This is a genomic window from Yersinia vastinensis (assembly GCF_902726565.1).
Lineage (GTDB): Bacteria > Pseudomonadota > Gammaproteobacteria > Enterobacterales > Enterobacteriaceae > Yersinia > Yersinia vastinensis.
Map to the genome: position 1 here is coordinate 409,101 of NZ_CACVAF010000001.1, position 23,481 is coordinate 432,581.

A 23,481-nucleotide genomic window follows, 5' to 3' on the forward strand; every position below is an offset into this window, starting at 1 on the left:
GACATGATGACGCACGCTGTACTGACGGCCCGGATAGCCAAAATAAGTCTGACTTGCACGGCAATGGGGTTGAGCATGTTAATGGCCGGTTGTGCCACTGATCGCTTGGATCTTGCTCCAACATCGTATTCTGAGCCTTGGACGCCGGATGTGAATACTGGAGCCTCAGTGGGGGCCAGTAACTTCTCCGTACCCTCTAATCCGCAAGTGGCAGAGTTACCCCCCTCCCCAGCCATAAAAAGTGAGCATATTTACTCACTACCCGAGCTTATCGATATTGCTCAGAATCAAAATCCGGATACGCGCATTGCCTGGCAGCAGGCGCGACAGGCGGCATTGGCAGTCGGGATGGGTGAGGCGATATTTTTACCGATGATTTCTGCGAGTGTCATTGGGGGTTATCAGAACACCACTACGCCGTTACCTTATGCCATCGGTGGCGAAAAGGATTTTAAAACCTCCGGGAGTGCAGTGGTTCCGGCGTTAGCACTCCAGTGGCTTATCTTTGATTTTGGGCAACGTAGTGCATTGCTTGAGGCCGCCAAACACACCTCTTATGCTGCCAATGTGAGCTTTAATGGTATGCACCAGAAGCTTATTTACGACGTCACTCGCACCTATTTTCAATATGGTGCAGCACAAACCCAGACGCAAATTGCAGAGCAGACATTGAGCAACAGCCTCAAAATTCAGGATGCGGCAGAACAACGCAGGAAAAATGGCATTGCTACATCAGTAGAAGTCGCACTGGCTCGCCAGCAAGTCGCGCAATCTAAATTACGCAGTGTGGTTGCCAAGGGCACGGAACGCGATGCTTATCAGGCGCTGCTTGGTGCGATGGGGGTTTCACCATCGCTGGCTATTAAGGTCAGTTACGCTGAGGATCGTGCACTACCCGATGTTGCCAGCCCGCCGACAGAAAAGATGATTCGATTAGCTCTTTCTCAACGGCCAGATGTTCTTGCCAGTTATGCCGCAGCACAAGCGGCTAGCGCAGGAATCAAAGCGGCCGAGGCCGATTTCCTGCCGAAGGTCTATCTGGCAGGCGCTGTTGCTGGAGGGGATGGGCGCTTCGATATTCAAGGCCTGCCGGGTATCAGCCAGCAAACTTCATCGTCCAGCATTTTAGTCGGGGTGAGTGTACCTATTTACGATGGCGGGATACGCGCCGCCAGAGTCAAAGAGGCCGAATCTCGCGCAGCTGCCGCTGCTGAAGGTTTTAAGAAAACACAGGAGTTGGCAGTACGCGAAATTGTAGTTGCGGCTGATACATTGCGTTCTGCGCTTGAATCCAATCAGGCGGCATTAGAACTAGTGAAAACCTCGTTTATTGCTTATGACGCTGCGCTGGAGTCATACCGTAATGGTGTCGGCACTATCACGGTCGCAAATGAAGCGGCGAATGGTTTATTAAATGCTCAACAAATGAGTACGGATGCTCATGCCGCTTCTTTGGTAGCGGCAGCTAATCTGGCTTTCGTGATGGGGAAAATGACTCGCGCCTCAGAACCGCTATAGGCGCAGAATCAATAGGATTTCAGTGATGGGGGTTGGAGAGCTATTTCTCGTTCTCCAACCCATCTTGTTATTTCACGAGCAGGTTTACACTTTGGGCGCAACTGACTCAAATTCAAACGGTTTTGCTGGTTGGAAATGAGATGAAACATCACCGGTATATTGCGCTGCTTGCGGAGTATTGACCTTTAGTTTTTTAACTTCACTGGATTTTGCAAAATCCATCTTATTAAAATCTACCCAAAAAGTATTTGGCATCAAGGTGGATTCAAAATAGTAAATTTTATTCTTCTGGTCGGAGAGGGTTCTCCAGCGGGTGGAAGAAATATTTGGCTCATCCGGTGTGCTGATACCATATGGGACGGATACCGAACGAATAACGCTCAGTACACTCGCTGTAGCAAGTTGCTTATCGGTATATTTTGGAATTGCGTTGATATAAAACTGTGCGCGAACAAAACGATCACTGGAACTATTGGTGCCCGGCAACATTGTTGTGCCGCCAATTCTCTGCCAATACGAATTGATGGCCAATTGTTTATCGTAGGTCGGTGAGTTAGTGACGACCTGATATTCTCGGCTGTGGTGGATATTGAGCTTACCATCAATATATTCAAAGACTGCGCTGTCACCGCTGGCATCAGACAAGGTGAGATGAATCGTACCGAGCCTCTCTTGCCCGGGGACTTTACTGGTTAATACTGTGATAGGATCATTTTTAAAATAATTAACGGCTTCATCGACGGTCGCAAAATTGTCCAGTACATACTGGCCCCATGCGGCCAGTGAGAGGTTGGGTTTGCTAGCGCTAGGTTCAGGGTATTGAGACTCTGCTAGCCACAGCATATTTGCCACTAAACCTTTCTCATTCATACCGTCAGTGGTTGCAATATTATAAGCTGCGGTGATCACGCTGCCATATTTTGAGGTCCAAACAAGGGAGTTAGGGCCAGCATTTCCGTTGCGTTCCATTCCTCGAGGAAATAACCATAAATCTGAATGAAGATCTTCTTTCCAATCCATTGAACGTGCGGTTATGACTAAATCTTCAGGCCCCAGATAAACGGCTCTAGTACAGGCGAGTGCAGTAGGAATCAGGGTAACCGTCCCGATAAAGGCTATTGCCACCGTAAAGAGTTTAGATATGCGGTTCCTATTCATGTGTGGCTTTTTCTCCTGATATTTATACTCGCCATGCTTCAAGCCGCTGGACGTGCATTGTTAGGGTGGATAACAACCTGCACATGCAATATTACAGCATATCTCACAGCAATCAATTTCCTCAGGGGTAGGGGAATCAACGCTTATATCTGTTGGTATTGATTCACTGGGGTTATTGACATCTTGATCCTGACTAAAAGTACAGAATGAGAATATCATTAATGTGAAAACTATTATGAGTTTTTTCATAAAACCTCCAAGCTATAATAATGAAAATATCATGTTAGGAATTTAATTTAAAAAGTATATTATCGATTTTTAATGCCAGTAATCGATAGCGAAAACTATTGCGGAACCGCCCTATATCTAGCGTAAGTACTCTTTTATCGATACCGTGATAATTAATTATTAAAAAATAAATAGTTTAATGACCACTAGAACATTATCGATTCACTAAAGCGCATACAATTCTAGACTGTATTTGTTGGCATGTTTAATAATTAACCCATGTTGTGTATGTAAAGAGTTATTGCCATATTGAAAGTGAAAGTTATTTGATAGCTATTTATTGTTATTGAAATGTATGCTTTTTACTAAGATGGATAAGGTGATTAAAAATACAGCTAGTCGCGATTGATGGTAAAAAAGATATATTCCTCTCCATTTTTTTTACCCTTCTTCATTTGTGCAAGTATAAATTTTAACGGGATTCACTATACATCGTAGAGGGTTATCGTGGGTGTCACCCTCCTCTGAGGGGGAGCTAATGACGGAATATTCCTTTCTAAGAATACCGCAATGATATAGCTCAATAATAAGGACGAATAAGATAAATCTCTATGATTGATCGTAAATATCGATCGATAGATCGAAAATGATAACTTTTAACTATTATGTTTTTTTCTTGTGGGCCGATTTATATAAGTACACAAGGAGAAAGGTAAAATGCTAAATAATTTTAAAATTGTTAATGTTTTAGTTGCGTTATTGATTGTATTTTGCTTACTACAAATGGGCACTGTCGCGGTATTTTTTCCGATATTGAGTAGCGATAGAGAAAATTTTTCTGATCAGCAAGATATCAGTAATCAACGGACTGAATTGACCGGAGCTTGGGCCTATTTATTACGAACCCGCCTTCAGTCTAATAGAGCCATACTCAGCTACCTTCTGGAGGATGGCAGTACAGCGGAAGGGCGTAAAGAGTTTAATGAACAATTAGCCGCAGCTAAAGAACGTTTTAATGATGCAAAAATGTATTGGGCTGCGTATGAAGCAATGCCTCATCATGATGAAAAAACTTTTCAGGAGTTAAAACAAAGTTACAGCATTTTGCATAATAGCCTTACCGACCTGATTGGGTTTGTCGATGCGGGGAATACTGACGCGGCATATCAATTAGAGGTCCAGAAAAGTCAAAATGATTTTGAAAGAGCATATAATGCCGTCATTGAGGGTATGAATACCTTTAATCAGAAAGCAATTAATGATAGCCAGAGTTCTTATAATATGGCTGTATGGGCGGTTATTTGTATTTTGGTGATTCTCCTATTGGTAATGATAGGCGTCTGGTTAGGAGTCCGTGTTACGTTACTCACTCCACTCAATAAGCTTGTTAATAGTATTCACCATATTTCTCGTGGTGACTTAATCCACAATATTGATGTTCATGGCTCCAACGAAATGGGTCAATTGGCAAAATCACTGCGCAGCATGCAGGCCGGTCTGGTAAATACGGTAGGTGAAATTCGTACCAGTGCCGATACTATTTTAGCCGGAGCCAGCGAAATATCGGTCAACAATAATAATCTCTCCTCACGTACAGAGCAGCAGGCGGCTGCACTGGAAGAGACTGCTGCGAGCATGGAGGAGCTGACGGCAACGGTTAAGCAGAATGCTGAAAATGCCTCTGAGGCGAGCCAATTGGCACTCAATACCTCTAAAACCGCCCAGCGTGGCGGAAAAGTGGTGAATGATGTTGTGCACACGATGAGCGAAATTGCGGATAGTTCGCGAAAAATTGCTCATATCACCAATGTTATCGATAACATTGCCTTCCAAACCAATATTCTGGCACTGAATGCCGCTGTGGAAGCGGCCCGCGCTGGAGAACAAGGGCGAGGATTCGCTGTTGTCGCCACCGAAGTACGTACCTTGGCTCAACGCAGTGCTGAAGCAGCAAAAGATATAAAAATGTTAATCGAAGACTCCGAGGAAAAAGTGAGTATGGGTTCAGGATTGGTGACCCATGCTGGTGAGACAATGTCTGAAATTGTAGATGCAGTTACTCACGTAACGAATATTATGAGTGAAATAGCTTCAGCATCTGACGAACAAAGCCGCGGTATTGTGCAGGTAGGGGTTGCTGTGACAGAAATGGATCAAGTTACCCAACAGAATGCTTCATTGGTCGAAGAATCTGCGTCAGCAGCAACGCTATTGGAAGCACAGGCCTGCCACTTGACTGAAGTTGTCGCTATGTTTCGTATTAAGCCCGATAGCGACACAGCAGTAAATTAGATAAAAGGACAACAACAAGATTTTCTTTGTCATGAACGTGAGTATGGCTATTTTCGCATTCAGATAAAAGACCTAATAAATACGTTGAGTATTAAACTCCTATTTAATACTCAATACGATCGATATTCACTCTTTAGTTCCTATGAGTAAAGTCGGTATAGAATAGAATGAGAATACATTATGAGTAACATCTCTTTATTAAACGCTGTCAAAATTATTATGGCATTACTGCTAGTCATGATCATTTCATTTGCGGTTCATGACATATACTCGTCAAGCCAAGGTTATGAGCAGACTCTATTTGCAGAAAAAACAAAAATGCAACGAGATGAGATCGATAATCTAAATTATAACATTGCGATAATACGAGGTATGTTCAATGAACAAGCACTCAACAGTGCACAAAAAAAACCAGTCAATGATGAATGGATTAGCTATATCAAAGAGCTTATTACGTCATCAAGAGGGTTGCTTATCTCTTATAATGAGAAGATAAAAAATGATAAAATTTACGACGAAATATCTATTGAATTTAAGAAGGATATTTCCTTTGCTCTCGATTATTATGATAATGCATTAAATGAGCTTGCCGATGGGCGATATAGTAACAGTCAAAACCAAAGTATTGGTGATCTTTTCAGAAAAATTGACCAAGATGTTAAAGCATTTTCAACAATTAACACTGATGCTTACATGCAAGTACTCGCGAATGCGAATAATGTAAAATCACAATCTTATGTTATTGCCATCATTCTTTTATCCCTTTATCTGGTCATTATGGTAGTTGCTGGAGTCTGGTTTAATAAAAATATAATCCTTAAAATCAGGCTGGCCTGTGATGTTTTTGACAAGATAAATAGAGGCGATTTAAGCTCTAAGATTTCATATAGAAGTAAAAACGAAATAGGTTTCCTGTTTTCTCGTTTAGAAGATATGCAGGTCTCTTTGAAAAAAACCATCTCTTCGGTCAAAGAGAGCACGGTTATTATTACACATGGCTCGGCAGAGATTGCTGATGCTAATTTCAATTTATCTTCCCGTATTGAACAACAAGCTAGCGCGTTACAGGAAACGGCAGCCAGTATGGAGGAGATTAAAACGACAGTTGCCAGTAATGCCCAGAACGCCCAGCAGACAAATACGCTGTCCCATACTGCAAGTCAGGCGGCCAGAAATGGTGCTGACATTATGCATAATGTTGTCTTAACAATGACCGATATCGAGGAAAGCGCTAGAAAAATTGCAGAAATTACTAGTGTTATTAACAGCATTGCCAGCCAAACTAATATTCTGGCGTTGAATGCTGCGGTTGAGGCTGCACGGGCCGGTGAACAAGGGCGTGGATTTGCAGTTGTTGCCGCTGAAGTCAGAAATTTAGCTTCACGCAGTAGTGATGCAGCCAGAGAAATACATGTGCTGATAAACGACGCTGTCGGTAATATTTCACATGGCTCTCAGCTTGTGACGAACGCAGGCAACACGATGAGTGGTATTGTTAATTCAATCACTGAGGTCAGCGATATCATGCAGGAAATTGCCATTGCTTCTGATGAGCAAAGCGCGGGTATTAATTTGATTACTGTCGCAATTAATCAGATAGATACCATGACACAGCAAAATATCTTACTGGTTGAGGAATCGGCTCAAAATACACGTACCTTGAGCAATCAAGCAAAAGAATTATCAGCGACGGTTGCTGTCTTTCACATTGATGACGATGAAGATGAACATAAAAATAAGATAATGACTTCTGCAGAATTATCCGTTTGAAAGCACGATAGAAAACAGTAAAGTTGTAGGTCCGTGATTGATGCTTTTTAGGTTTTAATAGTCATTTTTATATTATGAATAAGCCAGGCCGTTTATATACCGGCTCTGGCTTATTTTTTAAGTTAGCTGAGATTGAAAGGACTAGAATTCAGCCCATTCATCATCAGTTGCTGTCGCGAGTGAATGTTTCTTTACCCCTGATTCTTTAGCAATCATATTATGCGGCTTGGTTTTCTTACGCGTCACTTCTTTCTGGTTATTTTCGTTGGCCGTTTCAATCAGTTCAACTTTGAATACGGAAACGATATCAGCCAGTTGTTTGGCATTCTGATTCATATTTTGAGTGATAATAGAAGATTCCTCAACCATCGTCGCATTTTGCTGAGTAGCTAAGTCCATCTCATTCACAGCCATTGCTATTTGGCTAACACCGGTACTTTGTTCTTCAGAGGCTTGAGTGATCTCTTGCATAATATTACTCACGTGAGTCACAGAGGTCACAATTTCCTGCATTGCCTTACCTGCATCTTCGATTAATTTTGCCCCATCATCGACATTTTTTACCGATTCGTTAATCAGTTGATTGATCTCTTTAGCGGCATCAGCACTGCGTTTAGCCAGATTTCGGACTTCAGTTGCGACGACAGAGAAACTTCTACCTTGTTCCCCCGCTCTGGCTGCTTCCACGGCGGCATTCAGTGCCAGAATATTGGTTTGATTGGCAATACCATCGATCACTCGGTTAATTTCAGAAATTTTACGGGCACTTTGAGAAATTTTATCCATGGTATTAACCACATCGCTCATGACAGCAGAGCCACTGTTTGCCGCTGTTTTAGCCTGATGAGTCAGGGTATTGGCCTGTCTGGCGTTTTCTGCGTTATTCGACACCGTGGTTTTTATTTCTTCCATGCTCGCCGCAGTTTGTTGCAGAGCACTGGCTTGTTCTTCCGTTCGCGATGCCAGATTGTGGTTACTACTGTCAATTTCAGAAGCATCGTTTCTTATATTTTCAGCCGTGCTTCTCACCGAAGTAATGATTTTGCTGATCGATGTTTTCATCTTTTTCAGTGATTCAAACATGGTTCCTATTTCATTACGAGCTCCAATATCAAACTCATGGTAAAGTTCGCCAGTACCAATTTTTTCCAGCATAGAAGATGCAATTTGCAGGCGGCTGAACACATTTTTCTTAATAATGAAATATGAAACACACGAGATAATAATGGCCAGAGCGAGTAATAAAGCAGCAATTATCGTGAAAGAAGCACTGTCTGACTCAAACTTAGCGCTGATGTTATCTTGTAGCTCAGAAACATGAAGTTCATAAGCTAAAATCGCTTTATCTAAAGCCGTTTCGAGTGCGCCATTGTTAAAACCGTGATTGTTATGTACAGCAATTGATTTCATGTTTGCTGTGTAGGCTTCAATTAATGCTAATGCGTTGTTATAAATATCTGCTGAAAGTTTATCGCCTTCATCATCCAATGCTTTTATATTATTATAAATATCAACATGTTTTCTGGCATTATCAAGAGCGCTTTTAATGACAATCGCTTTCCTATCTAACACCTCAGGTGCAATTGTTGTGTCATTATGAACAAAGTTAATATCACCGCGAACATTTGCCAGATAACTACTCATTTGTCGTAGTTCAGTAATATCTTTCATAAGGAAATCAATATTTCCAAATGAAATGTTGGCCTGATGCATAGATTTAAATGCAAAAGATGAAATGATAATTATTGTGAAACAGAGTGTGACTAATATTAATTTTACTAATGTGGATATTTTTAATGATTTCATATTTACCTCTATAATTGATTTGCTATATGTGTAGGTAATGGTTATTAATAATTAGATTTTTATATGGCTATTTATTAGCCATTGGTTTGAAAATGGTAAATAGCACGCATGCAAATCATGCGATACTGAATAGAAATAAGACTCAGGACAGAAGAATAATCATTTGCGATACATGCTCAAAAATCTCCTTCATCATATTTTCGAAAAATGGCGCTAACGTGTACATGATCATTGACATCGCAGCCATTCCGACGCTAAGCGTTAAAGGAAAGCCCACGACAAAAATGGATAACTGAGGGGTTAGGCGATTCAGCAGCCCCAGGGTTAGATTAAGACACAGTAATAATGTAATTATCGGCAAACCTAACATTAACCCGAATCTGAAAACCAACCCTGCTATATGAGGAAAATAAATAAAACCCTCTGGGTTCAATGTATTCGTACTAATAGGGAGTAAAATAAAACTGTCAGCTAAAATACTGAGCATCCATAAATGCCCATTGAAGGTCAAAAAGAGTAATGTCACCAGAAGGTTAAGTATTCTGGCAATGACCGGCATATTTCCGCCTGCGGCAGGATCAAAGAAAGTGGCAAAGGATAGCCCCATTTGCAAACCAATAATCTCACCTGCATTTCGTACTGCCACGAATATCAGTTGTATGACCAATCCTATTGATGCGCCAATAATAAACTGTTGAGCACCAACCCATAATCCTGAAATAGAAAAAATCTCAATATGAGGGTTAGGAAGATTTTGGCCAATTAGTAATGCGATGATAGTCGCCAATCCAACTTTGGTTTTTTTACCAATTCCTTTTTCATTGAATATTGGGGCCGTACTGAACAACGCCAATACTCTCAACATTGGCCAAAAAAACTGATTAATAATTGAGTATAAACTGGCAATTGAGAGGGTTAGCATGACTATCCGACAACGTAGGGCAAATTGCTGAAGAGTGCGCGGGTGTAGTCAAGGAAAACACTCAACATCCATGGCCCTAGTGCCAAGCCAACGGCAATGATGGTCAGGATTTTAGGTATAAATGATAATGTCATTTCATTTATTTGTGTTGATGCCTGCAAAATACTCACAATAAGACCAGTAAATAGTGCGGCAAATAGCAGTGGTGCTGCAATCATCAGCCCGACCTTAATGGCCTGAAATCCCATTGCCATTACGCTTTCCGGTGTCATTTTTAAATCCTATTTAACTAAAAAAACTTTGTGCTAAAGAGCCCATTAATAATTGCCAACCATCAACCAGAACAAACAGCATCAATTTAAAGGGTAATGAAATTGTTGCGGGAGGAACCATCATCATACCCAAGGCCATTAATACGCTGGCAACCACCAAATCAATGATGAGGAAGGGAATAAATACGGTAAAACCAATCTGAAAACCGGTTTTAAGCTCACTGGTGACAAAGGCAGGCAGTAAAATTCTTAATGGGACTTCTTCTCGACTTTGGAAATTCTCTTCCTTCGCCATTCGGGTATAAAGTGCCAGATCTGTTTCTCGGGTCTGTGCGAGCATGAAAGTGCGCAACGGTTGTACGCCTCTTTCTAACGCGGTTTCCATCGAAATTTTATCTTCGGATAACGGTTGCCAAGCGTCTTTATATATTTCATTAAAAACGGGCGACATGACATAAAAGGTCAGAAATAGGGCCAGCCCCAGCAAGACTTGATTCGGCGGAGTTGAGGGAGTACCGAGTGCGTTACGCAGTAAACCCAACACAATAATCACACGGGTGAAACCGGTCATCATGAGCAGAATAGCGGGCAAAAACGTTAATGAAGTGAGTAATACTAACGTTTGCACGGGCAGTGACCAATTCTCACCATCGACCGAGCGCGTGAGCATCACATTGCTTCCCGCAGCCCAAGCCCCCTGTGACGGTAGCAAAATACCGATAATCACTAAAATGAATACAATTCGAGGGAGCCAGACGCGAATGGATGGGCGCGAAACGGTATTCATGGCTTGGGTCCTACTTTTTGCTTTTTTAACATGCCGATCAGTGTCGATTGGAAATCTGTGGATAAGGGGGGATCAGTAAACCGGTCATCACCCTCTGGTTTATCAAATGTCGCAAGGCAACTTATTTGAGCCGACGTTACGCCGAGCAGCAGTCTTTTATTCTCCATTTCGACTACGATGAGGCGCTCGCGCTGCCCCAGTGTTTGGCTGGATACGACAGACAACACCTGATTTCCCTTGGGAAAACGTTGCGCAAATCCTGCGCGACGGGCAAGCCATGCCATGGCGGCAATAATCAGTAATATCAGCACGAGCGTACCGCCGACACTGGCTAATAATGAGCCTGGGGTGGTTGCATCAATTATCGAGGGTGTTGTCTGAATTTGGGGCTGGGTATCCATCATCGACTCAGGCGATACATTCTTTCTGAAGGTGTAATAATATCGGTAATGCGGATGCCGAATTTATCGGATACAACGACAACTTCACCTTGTGCAATTAAATAACCATTGATGAGAATATCCAAAGGTTCGCCGGCCAGGCCTTCCAGAGAAACGACAGATCCCTGACTTAGACGCAGCAGTTCCTTAATCGTCATTTTAGTGCGACCTAATTCGACCGTCATTTTTACTGGAATATCGAGAATTAAATCGAGATCTTCAGAAAAGTTCGGAACAAGATTATCTTTGGCTGGGATATTATCTGCGGCCTGTTGCTCGCTCATTGCCTCACCCCAAAGATTATCAATAGATTGCTTATCAGCACCAGACGTAGGTGTGGTGTCACTCATTGGGGAATTACTCCTTTTTTAAAGATAATAGCGAGGGGTTCATCATTTTCTCGACTTTGAGAGCGAATTGCTTATTTACACAACCGTATTTACCCGAAAATACCGGAACACCATCGACACAGGCTTCAATATTCTCTTGTTTATCGAAGGGAATAACATCGCCTTCTTTCATCTTCATGACTTGTGAAAGGCGGGTTGTGATATCAGCAAAATTTGCCACTAATTCAAGTTCAGTTTCTCTAACTTGAGAGGCGAGTGTATTTCGCCATTGTTTTTCTTCTTGTCTAGAGTTTTCCATTGGCGGGCTGGTAAGCAACTCGCGTAGCGGTTCAATAATGCTAAAGGGAATACAAATATCAAATTCGCCCCGGTGTGGGCCTATTTCGACATAGAAGGGAGTGGTTACCACAATATCATTCGGTGATGAGGTAATATTGGTAAACTTGACCTGTATCTCAGCACGCACGTATTCAGTATGAAGTTTAAAAATAGAACTCCATGCAAAGTCATAGGCCTCAAGGGCCATGGTGAGCATGCGTTTAATGACTCGCTGTTCTGTCGGCGTAAATTCACGCCCGTCTGCTTTGGTCGGAAAGCGCCCATCGCCGCCAAACAAATTGTCTACTGCCATGAAAACCAGATTCGGTGAGAAGACAAAAAGTGCTGTGCCTCTCAGGGGATTCATGTGCACCAAATTAAGGTTGGTTGGTACCGGGAGATTACGTGCAAATTCATGATATGGCTGAATTTTAATATTTCCAGCGGTGACGTCTGGGCTACGGCGTAAAAGATTAAACAGCCCCATTCGAAATTGACGAGCAAAACGCTCATTAATGATTTCGAGTGAGTGCAAACGCTCACGAACAACACGGCGTTGTGTCGTGGGATCGTAAGGTTTAATACCGAGGTCTGCTGCCGAATTATTGACTACATTTTCAGTTTCAGTATTACTGCCGCCATTTAATAGACGGTCTATTTCGGCCTGAGATAATATACTGTCAGACATCATGAATTACCGTAAGATAAACGCGTTAAATAATACATCGGTAGCCACTATGTTTTGATTTGGTGCAAGAGGCTTACTGACAACGCTTTTAATTTGTTCAATTAATTGGTTTTTCCCTTCCTCGGTCGATAATCTATCCGCGGATTGATGCGCTAAAAGGATAAATAATCGGCTGCGTATTTCCGGTAAGAACTGATCTGCCAATAATTTTGAACTATCATCTTTTACCCGTAACGTCAGACCAATATACAATACACGATCACTGTCGGCTGGCGTGGGTTTTAGGCTAACGGTAAAGGTATCTAATGGTACATATAATGGCGTTATAGGCTCTGGTGTTGGCGCTGCCTTTTTACCATTATCTGATACATTATCTTTAATGTTTTTCATTTCATAAAAAGTATAACCAGCCAAGGCACAAGCCACTATAGAAATTAACATCAATAATAAAACTACCGGGGAGAATTTTTTTCCTCCCCCGTTGGCTTTCTGGTTCTTTTTTGTCATTTTTTGAAAAACCCTATTATAAAATACCCCAAAGCTCGATAATCACCGACGCCCGGATGAGCCATGCATTCTATTACAGCTAGCCTCCGGGACAATTCATTGAAGAAATTGAATTATTGTCAGTAATTCATTTGATGGGTTATTTCATCAAACAAAGGTATTTATTCCATTGGAATAATTAACAATTTTAGTTGCCACTTCGTTATTTTCTTCCCCGCCAGCTTTCAGATTCTCACTTTCATCATTAAATTGAGGCTGTTTTGCTGATCCCTCTGGTTGAGAAAATGCATTCCACGATGATGATGAATCCGCACCGACGCTACTTTGTCCCAGATTAATACCTGATTCAGCCAAGGAAGTACGCAAATGTGGCATTGCCGCTTCAAGCGCGGCGCGAACTTGATGACTTTCCGCGACAAAATGAACTTGGGCCTGATCGTTGCTCAGTCGTAGATTAATTTGTAACGATCCTAACTCTTCAGGATGCAAGCGTAATTCTGCATTATGGATGCCATTTCGTGAAAAATAGGCCAGTTGTTGGCTAACCGCTTGTTGCCATGCTGGCGTCCCCAAGGCTTGGTTTAGGACGGCAGGGGACGTGGCGGCTGCCGGTTGAGCGGCGGGTGCGTCATTAATAAGGGAAACATGTGGGCGAAGTGCCGTATCCGGTGTCAACGACAAACGGTTTTCGGGGGTTAATGGGAGCGGTGCATTCGGCTCTGATTTGACTGGAGCAGCCGGGTTTTCCTGTTGATTTTTGTCTGCATGGTTAATTTGTGCAAGGAAGGCTTCATGCTGTTCCGCTGCAACATTATCCGCTCCTTGCTTGCCATCCAATACCGGTAGAGAAATCTGAGGGGTATTTTTGGCTATATTCTGATTTGGCAATATGAGCGCATTATTTTGGCGTTCATTGTTTTGTGGCTCATTGGGATCATCAGCCAATGCCTCAACCATATCCGCAGTGATTGGCTCGTTTGCTGTTTCAATCGTGGGTGATGCAACGACGGAAACAGGGGGCAGGGTTGCACTTTGCGCTGCTTGGGTGATCAACTGTTGTAAGTGCTCGAGTTGTGGGTCTACCTGAAGAGAGGGCGGCGCGGGTTGTGGCATATCGGGTATTTCAACAGAAGCGTCCGCGAGCATATTATCGATAACTTCAGTATTTTCAGGTCGTTCAGCCTCTTTTCCTTGCCCGGTAAGTGGGTGCTTAGGTGAGGAAACGGCATGACTCGAGGTTGAGTTGGCCGTTTGCATCGAGAGTTTTTTTTCAAACGTGTTAGAAAAATCCAGCAAGTCGGTTGCAGGGGAGGCGCTATTTTTTGTTGTGGTATGGCTAACCGCGGGTATCGCCTTGACGATCATAAGGTTTTTCTTCCCATGCAGGCACGTTGTGCAAATTCATCCATCATTTTTTGTTCTTGACGGCTCTCTTTTAACATCCGCTTGCTATCAGCTCGGCTTTTAAGCGTCTCGAATGCGTTGAGGCGTTGTTTGTCGTGTTTCCATGTCAGTAATGTCTGATCGACAGACTGCTGGCACTGAGTAACATGTCCGGCATGTTGTTTAACGACACTCCCCAGCGAGTCAATAAAGGATTGGCGGTTGAGTAACTCAGCGACCGGCATACCTTTACTGGCAACATTGGTACGCAATTGTTGTTGGTATTCCAGTTCGAAACTTTCCAGTTGCTTAAGTTGAGTTGCCGCGTGGGCATAGGCTTGCTGTACTTTGCCTAGTTGAACCGTGGTATCACTTAACGTTTGTTCTGCAAGTTCGCGCAGGACATCCATCGGATTGGTGATGGCCATAATTAATTACTCTTATGAGGTTTTGCTGGGTCAGAAAATATTTCAGATAGTCTGGTGCTGGCTTCTTCATAACTGCTGCTTTCATGAATCGCTTGCTGCAAATAAGCCTCCATTTCAGGATAGAGGCGGATAGCGTTATCCAGCAGTGGGTCACTACCTGCGGCATAGGCCCCTACACTGATGAGGTCACGATTGCGTTGATAAGAAGAAAGCAACTGTTTGAAATTTTGTACTTTTCTATAATGTTGCTGCTCAATCAGTTCAGTCATTGCCCGGCTGATGGATGCTTCAATATCGATAGCCGGATAATGACCGGACTCTGCCAATCGCCGTGATAAAACGATATGCCCATCGAGAATAGCGCGGGCAGAGTCGGCAATAGGGTCTTGTTGGTCGTCGCCTTCAGTGAGGACGGTATAAAAGGCCGTAATCGACCCGCCTTCCTTAACGCCATTGCCCGCCCGTTCTACTAGTGCAGGTAATTTTGCAAACACGGAAGGGGGATAGCCTTTCGTTGCCGGTGGTTCACCAATGGCCAAGGCAATTTCACGTTGCGCCATGGCATAACGGGTCAGGGAGTCCATAATCAGCAGCACATCCATGCCCCGATCACGGAAATCCTCAGCAATACGGGTGGCGTACACCGCCCCCTGCATGCGCAAGATGGGGGACACATCGGCAGGCGCAGCTATCACCACTGAGCGGCTACGTCCTTCTTCTCCAAGAATATTCTCGATAAAGTCTTTGACTTCTCGACCACGCTCACCAATTAACCCCACAACAATGACATCGGCTTTGGTATAGCGAGCCATCATGCCAAGGAGGACACTTTTACCGACCCCGGAACCGGCAAACAGCCCCATACGTTGGCCTCGACCAACAGTTAACAGGCCATTAATCGCCCTGACCCCGACATCCAGTACATGCTTTATGGGGTCACGTAATAAGGGATTAACCGGTTGGGTAAATAAAGGGGCATATTTCGTGCAACCCGGCGGTGGTAGTCCATCAAGAGGGCGCGCACTCGCATCAAGTACGCGGCCTAACAGTTCCGGACCGAGAGGGAGTTGCTTACCTTTGGTAATCCCTGCGGCACTTTCCAGCGCGTAAACACGTGCGCCAGGTAAAATGCCATCGACATTTTCCAACGGCATGAGATAGAGAATTTCGCCATTAAAGCCAACAACTTCACTCTCGACCTTATCCGTACCTTGGCCAGTGTTACGCTCCACGATACATAACGTACCGATAGGCAATTTCAGGCCAACGGCTTCCATGACCAAACCAGTCGCTCGGGTTAACTTTCCATACTGTTGAAAAGGCGGGAGTGAGCTAATTTGTTTTTCTTTTCTATCAATGACTTCCAGCCAGTTCTTTAGGCGCATCGTCATGTGGGGTAATCCTCACGACTCAGTTCGCATAATGCTTGCCAGCGCGTATTCATGGTGGCATCGAACTCACCCTCGGCAGAGGTTATCCGGCACCCGCCCGGCAGAATGTGCGCATCTTCGCGCAGCTCCCATCCCATTGATTCAAGTGATTTACCGACATTTTGCTCAACGATGTCGATATCCGCAGGATTGACCCATAACTGTGCCTTTCCCTTGAATAACGTTTCTTGCTGTAATAATTGCTGAATTTTTTCCAGCAGAACTTCATTATCACAAACAATGTTTTTGCCCAAGATAGCGCGTGCCGCGGTGAGCGATAGCTGCACTAAACGAGACGGAATAACACTATCAAGGCTGTCTAGCGCAACATTAAATTCTTCAAGCAGGTGAGAGAAACGTTCACCGGTCTCGCGCTGTTGAGCACTGGCCTCCGTCAATCCTTGCTCAAAACCTTCTTTTTTCCCCTGACTAAATCCATCCTCATAACCCTGCTTCTTTCCTTCCTCCGCGCCCTTGAGCTGCCCTTGTGCAAATCCTTTTTTTTCTGCCTGCGCACGGATTCTGGATAGTTCGGCCTGAAGTAATTCATCGGACTGATAATCGCCTGGCACATGGATCACTTCATCTTCTGGCTGCTCATATTCATCCAGTAAATTCTGAGGCTGCCAACTCTGCCATTCGAGCTTGGGTTCGTGATCAGACATAGGCATCGTCGCTTCCTCCAATGATCACTTCACCGGACTCCGCCAAACGCCGGACAATTAGCAGAATGCTTTTCTGTTCGGCTTCGACCTGAGACATACGTACCGGGCCACGGGAGCTGAGATCTTCCATCATAATATCGGCCTGACGTCGGGACATATTGCGGAAGAATTTATCGCGCAGCGGTGCATCAGCCCCTTTAAGTGCAATGATAAGTGATTCGTTATCAATATCTTGCAGAATGCGCTGAATGCTACGATCTTCAATCTCAACCAGATTTTCAAACAGGAACATTTCATCAATAATTTTCTGTGCCAGTTCTTGATCGAACTCGCGTACCGCTTCAATTGCCGCTTCTTCTTGCTGATTTTTCATCAAGTTGAGAATTTCTGCCGCAGGGCGTACACCACCCATTTTGCTGCGTTTTAGGTTCTGGCCATGCAGTAAGTTGCTAAGGACTTCAGTCAGTTCTTGTAGTGCAGCAGGTTGAACGCCACCAAACGTGGCGATACGTAGCATGATGTCGTTACGGGCGCGATCGTCAAATTTACTCAATACATCAGCGGCTTGCCCACGTTTTAGATGTACCAAAATGGTGGCGATAATTTGCGGATGTTCATCGCGGATCAAATCGAACGCGGCTTGAGGCTCCATAAAGTTCAATGTCTCAATACCATTGGTGCCTTGTTGTGTATCGAGCAAATCCTCGAGCAAACTTGACGCACGCTCTTCACCCAGAGCTTTAACCAGGACACTACGCAAATAGTCATTGGTATTTACGCTGAGTGCAGCAAAGTCACTGGAATCGCGCTGGAACTCTTTCAGGACGGTGCTCAGTTGTTCATGGGTAAAACCGCCCATGTTGACCATGGCGCTACTAATTTGTTTGACCTCGTGGGTATTGAGGTGTTTGAACACCTCTGCCGCCAGCCCATCACCGAGTGTCAGCATGACAATCGCACTTTTCTCAGAGGCATTCATTATGACTTCAGGTCCTTATTCATCCACTGGCGAATGACCAGAGCAATAACCCGTGGTTCTTGCTCTGCCATTTCTCGCAGATTTCGCGTATTAAGTTCAGCTTCAACGCGCTGTTCCGCTTTGGCTCTTGCGCCGCTTTCTGCTTTACGTTTATGTGCATCCAGCTCCGCCTGACGGGCTTCTTTCTCCAATTCCAGGCGTGCCAATAGCAGTTCCTGATTGCGCATCCAGGCCGGTTTGATTGCCTTGCGCCAAAGGAACCATGCCACTATCGCCACTAACAAGTAGCGGCCTGCACTCATCAACAGATTGATAAAGGCCGCTTGTTTCCAGAACGCAGGCGCAGCCTCATCTTCTTCGACATGGCTAAACGGTGAATTGACGATATTGACGGTGTCACCACGCGTAGCAGAAAATCCGACGGCTTCTTTCACTAACGCGGTAATTTGCTCAATTTGCGCTTTCGGGAGTGCCGCCGGTTTACCGTCTTCAGCAGGCAGATAGTTAACGACGACGGCGACGGAGAGCCGTTCAATGCTACCGGTGCTGCGCTTAATATGGGTCAGGGTGCGGTCGAGTTCGTAGTTGGTGGTGTTATCCCGGCGATTATTGAACGGAATAGGTGCCGCAGCCGTAGTTGTTGCCCCTTGAGCCGTTGGTGTAGTGGCTTGGTTGGCCGGTGCTGTCGCAGGCGGTTGAGTGATAGGGGCAGTTGCAGGAACCGGAGGCTGATTGCTGAGTGCTCCCGGTACACCCCCTACCGTATTTTTGCCGCCTTGTTCAGAATCACTGGATTGACGACTGCGGATAGCCATTCTGTCGGTAGCAGTATTGGGCTGGAATTGTTCAGCCGTTTGTTCGTGCGTGGTGAAATCAAGCTGCGCAGTGACCTGTGATTTGACATTATTGCGCCCAACAATCGGGGCTAAAATCGATTGAATGCGCTGTTGAAAATCGGCTTCTACTTCGCTTGCAAATTTAAGTTGCGACGTTTGAATCGCCTGACCGCCCCGTTGGGTTAATAGGTGCCCATTCTGATCGACAATCGTGACACTATCTGCATTTAAGCCGGGTACGGAACTGGCGATAAGGTAGGTGATGGCGCTGACCTGTCCACTATCGAGCGAGCGCCCATGACTTAGATTAACGGTAATTGATGCTGACGCGGGTTTTTGCTCACGGACAAACATCGAGGGTTTGGGGATAGCCAAATGTACCCGAGCAGAGTTTACTGGGCCAAGGGTTTCAATGGTGCGTGATAGTTCGCCTTCCAGCGCGCGTTGGAAATTAACCTGTTCACTAAATTGGCTGATACCGAATTTATCCTGATCCAGTAATTCAAAGCCGACTGAGCCTCCCTTGGGTAATCCGAGTTGCGCTAACTTAAGACGAGCTTCATAGACTTTGTCGGCAGGAACCATAATGGCACCACCGCGATCGTCAAAACGATAAGGCACATTCATTTGCGCCAATTGCGCAACGATAGCCCCACCATCCTGATCAGATATATTGCTGTATAAAACTCGGTAATCAGGTGTTCTCGCCCAAAGTAATAGTGCAATAAGTAACGTTATTGCCGCTGAAGCACAAATGAGGAGAATAATTTTTGGACTAGCACGAATACGTTCTAATGCTGCCATTAAATTAGCTGTATTATTGTTTTTTATACCGTTTGTTGTGGCATTCATGCCGTAGTCCTGTAAAAAAATAAATGACGCAATGTAGTAGGCGTATTATTGCGAATCAGCACTCCGGTTACGGGGATAGGAAACGAAGCGGTAAATACACAGACAGAATTCCAGCTGCGTATTATCTGCTAATTATGTTTTTTTTAAGTACCAATAAGCGGAAACTTCTGTCAGCTTATTGAGTTATTTTATGTGTAGAGGCTTATGTTAGGCTGTCATTACTAAATGCGAATAGGAAAAACGGAAGAGTTTCATTGCGCCGTTTTAAAGGAAATAATAATGTCTATTCAATCGATAAGTGGTGTTTTGGAGCAAATTAATTTTCAGGCGCAACAAGCGTCTACGTTTCAAAAATCACCTTTAATTTCAGACCGTCAAAGTGTCGAGAAACCATTACAGTTTTCCGACATATTATTTAACAGTGTTAATAGCATTAATGCAATGCAATCCCAAGCTAAGACTCAGTCGCAAGATTATATGAGTGGCGCGACTGATATTGGTCTTAATGATGTTATGGTTTCTTTGCAAAAGTCATCTCTAGCGTTAAATCTTGGTGTTCAGGTACGCAATAAATTAGTCAGTGCGTATCAGGAAGTCATGAATATGTCGGTATAACTTTTAACTTAACACTCGTTTTACTCAACAAGATGACAATACGATTGATTGATGATTTTGGCTATTAATTTATTGAATATCTCTGGCTCTGACGTTTAGGAAACAACATCTTATATCGTCAGTAAATGAATACTACAGGTTTAAATATGGCAAAGTTTATCAATGTTATCTATCGCAAGGGTATTTTCAATCAGAAATATTAGCGAAGTTAAAAATTGAGCAATAAAAATTTTCGTATTCAAGAAGAACTTTCAGAGCAAGTTTTACAAAAAATCAGTGCACTGATTTATCACCGTGCAGGAATTGTGCTAACCAGCCAAAAACGTGACATGGTTTATAACCGCCTTTCACGACGATTACGTGATTTAAGACTGACGAGTTTCACTCATTACGTAAAAATGCTGGAGTCAGACCAACACAGTGATGAATGGCAACCCTTTATTAATGCGTTGACGACCAACCTAACATCATTTTTTAGGGAATCGTATCACTTCCCTCTTTTGGCGAAACATGCCCAGGCCAGAGCTGCGAATTATACCGTGTGGTGTACCGCTGCCTCTACCGGGGAAGAGGCTTGCTCTATTGCCATGACACTGGATGAGACATTGGGGCGCAGTATGGGGGGGCCGCGAGTGTTGGCCACCGATATCGATACTGAGGTTTTGCAGAAAGCAAATAATGGCGTTTATCGGTTATCTGATCTGGGAAACTTGTCTCCTGAGCAAAAAAAGAACTATTTTCTGCGCGGCACCGGAGCACAGGAAAATCTGGTGAAAGTCAGGCCAGAACTGCTCTCGAGCATTCAGTATCAGCAACTGAATCTGCTGGATTTGAATTGGGATGTGCCTGCGCCATTTGACGCTATTTTTTGTCGCAATGTCATGATCTATTTTGATCAAAAGACGCAAGAAAAGCTGATGTTACGTTTTGCCAAAATGCTAAAGCCGGGAGGGCTTTTATTTGCTGGCCATTCTGAGCATTTTAACAATATGAATGGGCCTTTCCGTCTGCGTGGTCAGTCAGTGTATTACCTAGCTCAAGAGAAATTATGAATAAGATAAGAGTACTTTGTGTTGACGATTCGGCGCTGATACGCAGCATCATGAGTGATATTGTTAATCAGCAACCTGATATGGAAATGGTCGCCACCGCGCCAGATCCAATCATTGCCCGAGATTTAATTAAACGATTTAACCCCGACGTATTGACTCTGGACGTAGAAATGCCGCGCATGGATGGTCTGGATTTTCTGGAACGTTTAATGCGTCTGCGTCCTATGCCGGTCATTATGGTCTCATCGTTAACGGGCAAGGGATCCGAAATAACACTGAGTGCTTTGGAAATAGGCGCTGTGGATTTTGTCACTAAGCCTCAAATGGGGCTTAAAGACGGAATGATGCAATACGTTGAAATTATTGCAGAAAAAATCCGTATGGCGTCAAAAGTGCAAGTTAAGCGCAGTGACCGACAAGCCCATGCCCCTAAAACCCTCTCTATTCCATTGGTGGGGAGTGAAAAAATCATTGCTATCGGCTCATCCACTGGTGGTACCGAAGCGTTACGGCAAGTATTAATCCCTATGCCTTTGACCTGCCCAGGTATTGTTATCGCCCAACATATGCCACCCGGGTTTACCCGCTCTTTTGCTGCGCGCCTGAACACGTTGTGCCAAATTGCGGTGAAAGAAGGTGAAGATGGCGATCGCGTTTTACCGGGACATGCCTACATTGCGCCGGGGGATCTGCATATGGAACTCATCCGCAGTGGCGCGAATTACCATATCAAATTGAATAAGTTACCACCGGTTAACCGCCATCGGCCCTCTGTTGATGTGTTGTTCCGGTCGGTTGCAAAGTCTGCTGGGAAAAATGCAGTAGGGGCCATTTTGACCGGAATGGGCAGTGATGGCGCACAGGGTTTATTAGAGATGCGCAAAGCGGGAGCGCATACCTTGGCTCAAAGTGAAAAAAGCTGTGTGGTATTCGGTATGCCCCGTGAAGCGATTACTGCTGGAGCGGCGTGTGAAGTTGTCGATCTTGAAGATATAAGCCAACACATACTCAGTAATGTTGTCGGGCAGGCACGTCGAATTTAATTCATTCCCTTTTCATATCATTAAGCACCCTTCATTGGGTGCATTTTACTTTCATAGGATAAAAGTATGGCAGATAAAAATTTGCGTTTCTTGGTCATCGACGACTTCGCCACCATGCGCCGCATTGTCCGAAATCTTCTTCAGGATCTTGGTTTTAAGAATGTTGATGAAGCGGAAGATGGCCAAGATGCATTAAATAAATTACGTGAATCTAAATTTGATTTTGTGATTAGCGATTGGAATATGCCTAACCTTGATGGCCTGCAATTGCTCTCTGAAATCCGCAAAGATGAAAATCTGAACAAAATTCCGGTGTTGATGGTCACCGCTGAGGCGAAAAAGGAAAATATCATTGCAGCAGCGCAGGCTGGCGCGAATGGTTATGTTGTTAAGCCTTTCACTGCGGCCACGTTGGAAGAGAAGCTCAACAAAATATTTGAAAAACTTGGATGGTGAGCCATGAATACAACACCCAACAAGCAATCGAACGATAGCGTTAAGGATATTTTCTCCCGCATTGGTCATCTCACCCGGTTATTACGGGATAGCATGGCTAACTTCGGTTTGGATCGCGCCATTATGGATGTCGCGGAAGCTATTCCTGATGCACGTGACCGCTTAAGTTATGTGGTGGGGAAAACCTCACAGGCAGCGGATTGCGCATTGACGTGCGTGGAGATTGCCCGCCCTCTTCAGGATGAATTAGGTGAGAAAGCCACGGCACTGACCGCGCGGTGGGATGCCTGGTTTGAGGACCCGATTGAATTACCGATGGCCCGAGAGTTGGTGACTGATACCCGTAATTTTTTGCATGAAACACCGAAAATTACTCGTCAAACCAATGAGCAATTAATGGAAATCATGATGGCTCAGGACTTTCAGGACCTCACTGGTCAGGTGATTCAAAACATGATGAAGCTAATTGAAAGTGTTGAGAATGAGCTGATTCAAGTATTGGTCGAGAATATGCCAGAGGCGGCATCACCCCTTGATGACAAGAACGACAATTTGAAAAATGGCCCTCAGATTAATCAATCCGGTGCAGGAGTTGTTGCCACACAGGATCAGGTTGATGATTTGCTCGAAACGCTGGGGTTTTAATTTCTCCTATGATGTCAGTTAGCCCGTGCGGCAATATGTTT

Annotated in this window: 23 protein-coding genes; 8 read left to right on the forward strand and 15 right to left on the reverse strand. The window is 44.2% G+C overall.

Annotated features, from left to right (window positions below; all coding sequences use genetic code 11):
• Window positions 1–3 precede the first annotated feature (3 nt).
• Window positions 4–1,518: a TolC family protein gene (locus HUZ92_RS01810; RefSeq protein WP_145579848.1), complete on the forward strand. Its 1,515-nt coding sequence runs from the start codon at window positions 4–6 to the stop codon at window positions 1,516–1,518.
• Between the two features lie 84 nt (window positions 1,519–1,602).
• On the opposite strand, the gene HUZ92_RS01815 is transcribed toward HUZ92_RS01810, so the two are convergent.
• Window positions 1,603–2,676, reverse strand: a complete 1,074-nt coding sequence (locus tag HUZ92_RS01815) for a linear amide C-N hydrolase (protein ID WP_050097902.1) — start codon at window positions 2,674–2,676, stop codon at window positions 1,603–1,605.
• Window positions 2,677–3,621: 945 nt separating this feature from the next.
• Between HUZ92_RS01815 and HUZ92_RS20965 the strand changes: the two genes are divergently transcribed.
• On the forward strand, window positions 3,622–5,196 hold the full coding sequence (locus HUZ92_RS20965; protein WP_050097903.1) for a methyl-accepting chemotaxis protein: 1,575 nt from the start codon (window positions 3,622–3,624) through the stop codon (window positions 5,194–5,196).
• A gap of 180 nt (window positions 5,197–5,376) precedes the next feature.
• Window positions 5,377–6,966, forward strand: coding sequence for a methyl-accepting chemotaxis protein (locus HUZ92_RS01825; RefSeq protein WP_050097904.1), 1,590 nt, complete (start codon window positions 5,377–5,379; stop codon window positions 6,964–6,966).
• A gap of 141 nt (window positions 6,967–7,107) precedes the next feature.
• Here the strand turns inward: HUZ92_RS01825 and HUZ92_RS01830 are convergent, their stop codons facing one another.
• The 14 genes from HUZ92_RS01830 to fliF form a co-directional block, all read right to left on the reverse strand.
• Window positions 7,108–8,637, reverse strand: a complete 1,530-nt coding sequence (locus HUZ92_RS01830; protein ID WP_174846773.1) for a methyl-accepting chemotaxis protein — start codon at window positions 8,635–8,637, stop codon at window positions 7,108–7,110.
• Between the two features lie 277 nt (window positions 8,638–8,914).
• Window positions 8,915–9,694 carry a flagellar biosynthetic protein FliR gene (gene fliR / locus HUZ92_RS01835; RefSeq protein ID WP_050097906.1) on the reverse strand — a complete coding sequence of 260 codons (780 nt, stop codon included), beginning with the start codon at window positions 9,692–9,694 and terminating at the stop codon, window positions 8,915–8,917.
• 2 nt (window positions 9,695–9,696) lie between these two features.
• Window positions 9,697–9,966, reverse strand: a complete 270-nt coding sequence (fliQ, locus tag HUZ92_RS01840; RefSeq protein WP_050097907.1) for a flagellar biosynthesis protein FliQ — start codon at window positions 9,964–9,966, stop codon at window positions 9,697–9,699.
• Window positions 9,967–9,979: 13 nt separating this feature from the next.
• Window positions 9,980–10,636 carry a flagellar type III secretion system pore protein FliP gene (gene fliP, locus HUZ92_RS01845; RefSeq protein WP_072086536.1) on the reverse strand — a complete coding sequence of 219 codons (657 nt, stop codon included), beginning with the start codon at window positions 10,634–10,636 and terminating at the stop codon, window positions 9,980–9,982.
• A gap of 113 nt (window positions 10,637–10,749) precedes the next feature.
• Window positions 10,750–11,157 carry a flagellar biosynthetic protein FliO gene (gene fliO, locus HUZ92_RS01850; RefSeq protein WP_050295980.1) on the reverse strand — a complete coding sequence of 136 codons (408 nt, stop codon included), beginning with the start codon at window positions 11,155–11,157 and terminating at the stop codon, window positions 10,750–10,752.
• The gene (gene fliN / locus HUZ92_RS01855) at window positions 11,154–11,543 is read right to left on the reverse strand and encodes a flagellar motor switch protein FliN (RefSeq protein WP_050097910.1); all 390 of its coding nucleotides are present in this window, start codon (window positions 11,541–11,543) and stop codon (window positions 11,154–11,156) included. Before fliN ends, fliO begins: the two co-directional genes overlap by 4 nt.
• Before the next feature lie 7 nt (window positions 11,544–11,550).
• Window positions 11,551–12,549, reverse strand: coding sequence for a flagellar motor switch protein FliM (gene fliM, locus HUZ92_RS01860; protein WP_050097911.1), 999 nt, complete (start codon window positions 12,547–12,549; stop codon window positions 11,551–11,553).
• Between the two features lie 6 nt (window positions 12,550–12,555).
• Entirely contained in the window at window positions 12,556–13,056 is a 501-nt protein-coding gene (gene fliL / locus HUZ92_RS01865) for a flagellar basal body-associated protein FliL (protein WP_050097912.1), read from the reverse strand.
• A 147-nt stretch (window positions 13,057–13,203) separates the two neighbouring features.
• Window positions 13,204–14,421 carry a flagellar hook-length control protein FliK gene (locus HUZ92_RS01870; protein WP_050295981.1) on the reverse strand — a complete coding sequence of 406 codons (1,218 nt, stop codon included), beginning with the start codon at window positions 14,419–14,421 and terminating at the stop codon, window positions 13,204–13,206.
• Complete coding sequence (gene fliJ / locus HUZ92_RS01875) at window positions 14,418–14,867, reverse strand: flagellar export protein FliJ (protein WP_145579850.1); 450 nt, start codon at window positions 14,865–14,867, stop codon at window positions 14,418–14,420. Before fliJ ends, HUZ92_RS01870 begins: the two co-directional genes overlap by 4 nt.
• 2 nt (window positions 14,868–14,869) lie before the next feature.
• Window positions 14,870–16,258, reverse strand: coding sequence for a flagellar protein export ATPase FliI (gene fliI, locus HUZ92_RS01880; protein WP_050097915.1), 1,389 nt, complete (start codon window positions 16,256–16,258; stop codon window positions 14,870–14,872).
• The gene (locus tag HUZ92_RS01885; protein ID WP_080985765.1) at window positions 16,255–16,962 is read right to left on the reverse strand and encodes a flagellar assembly protein FliH; all 708 of its coding nucleotides are present in this window, start codon (window positions 16,960–16,962) and stop codon (window positions 16,255–16,257) included. Before HUZ92_RS01885 ends, fliI begins: the two co-directional genes overlap by 4 nt.
• The gene (gene fliG, locus HUZ92_RS01890) at window positions 16,955–17,941 is read right to left on the reverse strand and encodes a flagellar motor switch protein FliG (protein ID WP_050097916.1); all 987 of its coding nucleotides are present in this window, start codon (window positions 17,939–17,941) and stop codon (window positions 16,955–16,957) included. Before fliG ends, HUZ92_RS01885 begins: the two co-directional genes overlap by 8 nt.
• On the reverse strand, window positions 17,941–19,629 hold the full coding sequence (fliF, locus tag HUZ92_RS01895) for a flagellar basal-body MS-ring/collar protein FliF (protein ID WP_050097917.1): 1,689 nt from the start codon (window positions 19,627–19,629) through the stop codon (window positions 17,941–17,943). The genes fliG and fliF overlap by 1 nt, the downstream gene beginning before the upstream one ends.
• Window positions 19,630–19,908: 279 nt before the next feature.
• On the opposite strand from fliF, the gene fliE reads away from it, so the two are divergent.
• From fliE to cheZ, 5 genes are all read left to right on the forward strand, one after another.
• Window positions 19,909–20,244 carry a flagellar hook-basal body complex protein FliE gene (fliE, locus tag HUZ92_RS01900; protein WP_050097918.1) on the forward strand — a complete coding sequence of 112 codons (336 nt, stop codon included), beginning with the start codon at window positions 19,909–19,911 and terminating at the stop codon, window positions 20,242–20,244.
• A gap of 215 nt (window positions 20,245–20,459) precedes the next feature.
• Complete coding sequence (locus HUZ92_RS01905; protein ID WP_050097919.1) at window positions 20,460–21,296, forward strand: CheR family methyltransferase; 837 nt, start codon at window positions 20,460–20,462, stop codon at window positions 21,294–21,296.
• Window positions 21,293–22,339 carry a protein-glutamate methylesterase/protein-glutamine glutaminase gene (locus HUZ92_RS01910; protein WP_050097920.1) on the forward strand — a complete coding sequence of 349 codons (1,047 nt, stop codon included), beginning with the start codon at window positions 21,293–21,295 and terminating at the stop codon, window positions 22,337–22,339. Before HUZ92_RS01905 ends, HUZ92_RS01910 begins: the two co-directional genes overlap by 4 nt.
• 66 nt (window positions 22,340–22,405) lie before the next feature.
• Complete coding sequence (gene cheY / locus HUZ92_RS01915) at window positions 22,406–22,795, forward strand: chemotaxis response regulator CheY (RefSeq protein WP_050097921.1); 390 nt, start codon at window positions 22,406–22,408, stop codon at window positions 22,793–22,795.
• 3 nt (window positions 22,796–22,798) lie between these two features.
• Window positions 22,799–23,440: a protein phosphatase CheZ gene (gene cheZ / locus HUZ92_RS01920; protein WP_050097922.1), complete on the forward strand. Its 642-nt coding sequence runs from the start codon at window positions 22,799–22,801 to the stop codon at window positions 23,438–23,440.
• Window positions 23,441–23,481: the final 41 nt, after the last annotated feature.